Raw genomic sequence first — 5,959 nt, 5'->3', positions numbered from 1 at the left:
TTTTGTCGGCTCTTTGACATTGTAGGTAAGATGAAGGGACATGTGGGCGGCGGCTCCGGGTCTTGGCGGCATTCAGGCGTCAGGTACTCGGTTAAAGCCAAGCCTGTTCACGGTTCTCACTGGAGCGCGAGCTTTGGTGGGTGCTCATATGTCCTAATACATATCCACTAGTATATGTTTAGTGCAGGAACAGGCTCCTGATATGCCTGGTTGTTCCCTGGAATTCCACTGGGGAGTGGCTGGAGACATAAACTTGAGAGTTTGATCATGGCTCAGAACGAACGCTGGCGGCATGCCTAACACATGCAAGTCGAACGATGCTTTCGGGCATAGTGGCGCACGGGTGCGTAACGCGTGGGAATCTGCCCTTGGGTTCGGAATAACAGTTGGAAACGACTGCTAATACCGGATGATGACGTTAAGTCCAAAGATTTATCGCCCAGGGATGAGCCCGCGTAGGATTAGCTAGTTGGTGAGGTAAAGGCTCACCAAGGCGACGATCCTTAGCTGGTCTGAGAGGATGATCAGCCACACTGGGACTGAGACACGGCCCAGACTCCTACGGGAGGCAGCAGTGGGGAATATTGGACAATGGGCGAAAGCCTGATCCAGCAATGCCGCGTGAGTGATGAAGGCCTTAGGGTTGTAAAGCTCTTTTACCCGGGATGATAATGACAGTACCGGGAGAATAAGCTCCGGCTAACTCCGTGCCAGCAGCCGCGGTAATACGGAGGGAGCTAGCGTTGTTCGGAATTACTGGGCGTAAAGCGCACGTAGGCGGCTTTGTAAGTTAGAGGTGAAAGCCTGGAGCTCAACTCCAGAATTGCCTTTAAGACTGCATCGCTTGAATCCAGGAGAGGTGAGTGGAATTCCGAGTGTAGAGGTGAAATTCGTAGATATTCGGAAGAACACCAGTGGCGAAGGCGGCTCACTGGACTGGTATTGACGCTGAGGTGCGAAAGCGTGGGGAGCAAACAGGATTAGATACCCTGGTAGTCCACGCCGTAAACGATGATAACTAGCTGTCCGGGGACTTGGTCTTTGGGTGGCGCAGCTAACGCATTAAGTTATCCGCCTGGGGAGTACGGCCGCAAGGTTAAAACTCAAATGAATTGACGGGGGCCTGCACAAGCGGTGGAGCATGTGGTTTAATTCGAAGCAACGCGCAGAACCTTACCAGCGTTTGACATGTCCGGACGATTTCCAGAGATGGATCTCTTCCCTTCGGGGACTGGAACACAGGTGCTGCATGGCTGTCGTCAGCTCGTGTCGTGAGATGTTGGGTTAAGTCCCGCAACGAGCGCAACCCTCGCCTTTAGTTACCATCATTTAGTTGGGGACTCTAAAGGAACCGCCGGTGATAAGCCGGAGGAAGGTGGGGATGACGTCAAGTCCTCATGGCCCTTACGCGCTGGGCTACACACGTGCTACAATGGCGGTGACAGTGGGCAGCAATCCCGCAAGGGTGAGCTAATCTCCAAAAGCCGTCTCAGTTCGGATTGTTCTCTGCAACTCGAGAGCATGAAGGCGGAATCGCTAGTAATCGCGGATCAGCATGCCGCGGTGAATACGTTCCCAGGCCTTGTACACACCGCCCGTCACACCATGGGAGTTGGATTCACCCGAAGGCGTTGCGCTAACTCGTAAGAGAGGCAGGCGACCACGGTGGGTTTAGCGACTGGGGTGAAGTCGTAACAAGGTAGCCGTAGGGGAACCTGCGGCTGGATCACCTCCTTTCTAAGGATTTTGGCAGAAAGCGCCTGACACCTTGCGTGTTGGGAAGAGCTTCTTCCGCTCCAAAGAACATTTGCCGCCGTCCTCATGTCCCTTCATCACTGGAAAAGCGCAGTCAGCGAGACGAAATAGCAAGGCTATTTTGTACGCTGACAAGCTCGGCCAGCGCGGCGAAGCGCGCCGTGGGTCCCATCAAAGTATTACTTTGATGAAGGCCCCATAAGGCGCAGCTTTGCAGCGACTGACGGGTGCGTGAGCACGGGTTCGGGCCGGTAGCTCAGGTGGTTAGAGCGCACGCCTGATAAGCGTGAGGTCGTAAGTTCAACTCTTACTCGGCCCACCACTGCTTTATGGGGCCTTAGCTCAGCTGGGAGAGCGGTTGCTTTGCAAGCATCAGGTCATCGGTTCGATCCCGATAGGCTCCACCAAGCCGCTGGCGCGGAGACGATTTAGCCCTGCTAAATCGCACGGCGTCAAGGCCGGCCAGCGCAGACTAGCGCGCCATAAGGCGCAGCTTGGCTGCGACTGACGGCACGCGGGTTGGCAAGCGACACGCTCTCAAGATTTTCCAGGGATGAAGACACCAGTTCCGCTGCAGTGATGCAGCGGTTTTCGGAGTGCTGAGGCACTCCTCTTTGACATTGTGAATGGGTTCTTAAAATCGATGCCGTGATGGTGTTGGTTTGGACAAGCAAGGCGGCAACCGCGAGGTTGTGCGGCCGGGCCTCCAGGCTGACGTCAATCACTTAATGGATTGCGAGAGAGGCGGTAAGCGCAAGCTTGCTGACCGACACGCATATCCGACAATCTGGCTGAGATTATTATTATCCACATCAGCTGAGCCGCTCGGCGGCACGCTTCATGCGTGTCGACGTTCGGCCAGATCAAAACCATGCTTCGCTGCTCTTGCCGAGTTTCGTGTCGGCCTCCGGGCTGATCCAGCGTTGTCATTGGTGGTGTGGACTCTCAAGCGTGAGGTAAGGGCAATTCGTGGATGCCTTGGCACATACAGGCGATGAAGGACGTGGCACGCTGCGATAAGCTGCGGTGAGGTGTGAGCAACCTTTGACCCGCAGATTTCCGAATGGGGAAACCCACCTATCCGATTAACCCTAGCTGAGCCGCTCGGCGGCACGCTTCATGCGTGTCGACTAGTGGCTCTGTGAGGGTTAGTTGGAAACAGGTATCACTTAGCTGAATAAAATAGGCTTCGTGAAGCGAACCCGGTGAACTGAAACATCTCAGTAGCTGGAGGAAAAGACATCAACCGAGATTCCGTTAGTAGTGGCGAGCGAACGCGGACCAGGCCAGTGCCTGAATTTCAACTAGCAGAAGCTTCTGGAAAGTAGCGCCATAGCGGGTGACAGCCCCGTATGCGAAAGTGAGAATTCAGGACTCGAGTAGGGCGGGACACGTGTAATCCTGTCTGAACATAGGGGGACCACCCTCTAAGCCTAAATACTCGTATGTGACCGATAGCGAACTAGTACCGTGAGGGAAAGGTGAAAAGCACCCCGATGAGGGGAGTGAAACAGTACCTGAAACGGATTGCCTACAAGCAGTTGGAGGGGTTTTAAGCCCTGACAGCGTACCTCTTGCATAATGGGTCTGTGACTTAATGTTTCAAGCAAGCTTAAGCCGTTAGGTGTAGGCGCAGCGAAAGCGAGTCTGAATAGGGCGACATAGTTTGAAGTATTAGACCCGAAACCCGGCGATCTAGGCATGACCAGGATGAAGGTGCGGTAACACGCACTGGAGGTCCGAACCGATTAACGTTGAAAAGTTACCGGATGAGTTGTGTTTAGGGGTGAAAGGCCAATCAAGCCGGGAAATAGCTGGTTCTCCGCGAAAACTATTGAGGTAGTGCCTCGGATGGACACCCTAGGGGGTAGAGCACTGGATGGTTGCGGGGGTCGCGAGATCTACCAACACTAACCAAACTCCGAATACCTAGGAGTGATATCCGGGAGACAGACGGCGGGTGCTAAGGTCCGTCGTCAAAAGGGAAACAGCCCTGACCTACAGCTAAGGTCCCCAAGTCGTGTCTAAGTGGGAAAGCATGTGGAAATCCCAAAACAACCAGGAGGTTGGCTTAGAAGCAGCCATCCTTTAAAGAAAGCGTAACAGCTCACTGGTCTAAACAAGGGTTTCTGCGGCGAAGATGTAACGGGGCTCAAGACACGCACCGAAGCTTAGGGTGTGGATTTATCCACGCGGTAGCGGAGCGTTCCGTACGCCTGTGAAGCGATCTGGTAATGGGTCGTGGAGGTATCGGAAGTGCGAATGCAGACATGAGTAGCGATAAAGAGGGTGAGATGCCCTCTCGCCGAAAGACCAAGGGTTCCTGCGCAAGGCTAATCCGCGCAGGGTGAGCCGGCCCCTAAGACGAGCCCGAAGGGGGTAGTCGATGGGAACCACGTTAATATTCGTGGGCCTGGTGGTGTGTGACGGATCACGTGTGTTGTTCAGCCTTATCGGATTGGCTGGGCTTCGAAGTGGTTCCAGGAAATAGCCCCACCGTATAGACCGTACCCGAAACCGACACAGGTGGTCAGGTAGAGTATACCAAGGCGCTTGAGAGAAGTGTCCTGAAGGAACTCGGCAAATTGCCTCCGTACCTTCGGAAGAAGGAGGCCCTCATCGTGCGCAAGCATATTGAGGGGGCACAGGCCAGGGGGTAGCGACTGTTTAGCAAAAACACAGGGCTCTGCTAAGTCGGCTTCAAGACGACGTATAGGGCCTGACGCCTGCCCGGTGCCTGAAGGTTAAGTGGAGGGGTGCAAGCTCTGAAATGAAGCCCAGGTAAACGGCGGCCGTAACTATAACGGTCCTAAGGTAGCGAAATTCCTTGTCGGGTAAGTTCCGACCTGCACGAATGGCGTAACGACTTCCCCACTGTCTCCAGGACATGCTCAGCGAAATTGAATTCTCCGTGAAGATGCGGAGTACCCGCGGTTAGACGGAAAGACCCCGTGCACCTTTACTGCAGCTTCAGAGTGGCATTAGGAAAGAACTGTGTAGCATAGGTGGGAGGCTTTGAAGCGTTGGCGCCAGCTGACGTGGAGCCATAGGTGAAATACCACCCTGTTGTTTTCTGATGTCTAACCTCGTTCCGTAAGCCGGAACAGGGACCCTCTGTGGCGGGTAGTTTGACTGGGGCGGTCGCCTCCTAAAGAGTAACGGAGGCGCGCGATGGTGGGCTCAGGCCGGTTGGAAACCGGCTGTTAGAGTGCAATGGCATAAGCCCGCCTGACTGCGAGACTGACAAGTCGAGCAGAGACGAAAGTCGGTCATAGTGATCCGGTGGTCCCTCGTGGAAGGGCCATCGCTCAACGGATAAAAGGTACGCCGGGGATAACAGGCTGATAACCCCCAAGAGCTCATATCGACGGGGTTGTTTGGCACCTCGATGTCGGCTCATCACATCCTGGGGCTGGAGCAGGTCCCAAGGGTTTGGCTGTTCGCCAATTAAAGTGGTACGTGAGCTGGGTTCAGAACGTCGCGAGACAGTTTGGTCCCTATCTGCCGTGGGCGTCGAAATTTGAGAGGAGTTGACCCTAGTACGAGAGGACCGGGTTGAACGTACCTCTGGTGTACCTGTCGTCGTGCCAACGGCGCAGCAGGGTAGCTATGTACGGACGGGATAACCGCTGAAAGCATCTAAGCGGGAAGCCTCCCTCGAGATAAGATTTCACAGGACGGTCGGAGACCACGACCTTGATAGATCGGATGTGGAAGTGGAGTAATCCATGGAGCTAACCGATACTAATTGTCCTATTCGCGCTTGAGAGTCTCACACCATCAATGACAATGCTGGGTCTACCCAGCATGCGTCAGACCATGGACGTGTGGATGATAAAGCTCGACGCCAGATAAAACATATACTCTTCAAATTAAGTGCACGACATCGATTTTAAAACCATCACATACGCTCGCGCAGCGCACCGGCTCCATTGCTTGGTGGCTATAGCGTCGGTGCCCCACCCGATCCCATCCCGAACTCGGCCGTGAAACCCGACTGCGCCAATGGTACTATCGCTCAAGCGATGGAAGAGTAGGTCGTCGCCAGGCATTGAAGCCGGTGCGCCGCACAACACGTACATGATGAACCCATTCACAATGCTCACCCTCGTTCCCAACGGAACCGTCGCGGGGTGGAGCAGCCCGGTAGCTCGTCAGGCTCATAACCTGAAGGTCACAGGTTCAAATCCTGTCCCCGCAACCA

The 5,959-nt window shown here is 54.6% G+C and carries 3 tRNA genes and 3 rRNA genes; all 6 read left to right on the top strand.

The annotated features are described in order from the left end of the window. The first annotated feature begins 249 nt into the window (after positions 1-249). The 6 genes from AC07M8_RS19570 (at position 250) to AC07M8_RS19545 (ending at position 5,959) form a co-directional block, all read left to right on the top strand. Positions 250-1,737: ribosomal RNA gene (locus AC07M8_RS19570) — 16S ribosomal RNA — on the top strand. 263 nt (positions 1,738-2,000) lie between these two features. Beyond that, positions 2,001-2,077 (top strand) — tRNA-Ile (locus AC07M8_RS19565). 9 nt (positions 2,078-2,086) lie between these two features. Then, positions 2,087-2,162 (top strand) — tRNA-Ala (locus tag AC07M8_RS19560). Between the two features lie 539 nt (positions 2,163-2,701). After that, positions 2,702-5,523, top strand: a 23S ribosomal RNA gene (locus tag AC07M8_RS19555). A gap of 167 nt (positions 5,524-5,690) precedes the next feature. Next, positions 5,691-5,805 (top strand): 5S ribosomal RNA (gene rrf / locus AC07M8_RS19550). The 16S, 23S and 5S rRNA genes sit together here with 3 tRNA genes alongside, the layout of an rRNA operon. 77 nt (positions 5,806-5,882) lie before the next feature. Continuing rightward, a tRNA-Met gene (locus AC07M8_RS19545) sits at positions 5,883-5,959 on the top strand.

It is taken from the genome of Sphingomonas sp. GW821-FHT09E03, from assembly GCF_059416225.1.
This window is presented reverse-complemented; position numbering and strand designations above follow the sequence as displayed.